This is a genomic window from Pseudoalteromonas sp. SIMBA_162 (genome assembly GCF_046535955.1).
GTDB lineage: Bacteria > Pseudomonadota > Gammaproteobacteria > Enterobacterales > Alteromonadaceae > Pseudoalteromonas > Pseudoalteromonas marina.
In genome coordinates this window covers 1-263 of record NZ_JAWJBQ010000587.1, presented here as the reverse complement: position 1 = coordinate 263, position 263 = coordinate 1, and the positions used below count along the sequence as shown (strand labels likewise).

The 263-nt window shown below is 51.3% G+C and carries 1 pseudogene; it reads right to left on the bottom strand.

Annotation, left to right across the window (positions count from 1 at the left end):
• A pseudogene (locus R0J88_RS21035) lies at nucleotides 1-263 on the bottom strand (ATP-dependent RNA helicase RhlE); the annotation flags it as partial.

Sequence of the window (263 nt, the reverse complement as noted above, 5' to 3'; positions counted from 1 at the left end):
ATGCCATCTTTATTGAGCTGTTCAGCCAGATGGTTAGCGCCGTGTTTGGTACGGGTAAACACCAGCACCTGCTGCCAGTTCCCTTTCCCAATCATGTGCGACAGCAATTCGCGTTTGCGTTTCTTATCGACAAAGTGAACGTGCTGGGTCACCTGATCAGACGCGGTATTGCGGCGTGCCACTTCGATTTCCAGCGGGTTGTGCAACAGTTTTTCCGCCAGGGCTTTAATATCGTCAGAGAAGGTCGCGGAGAATAACAGGTT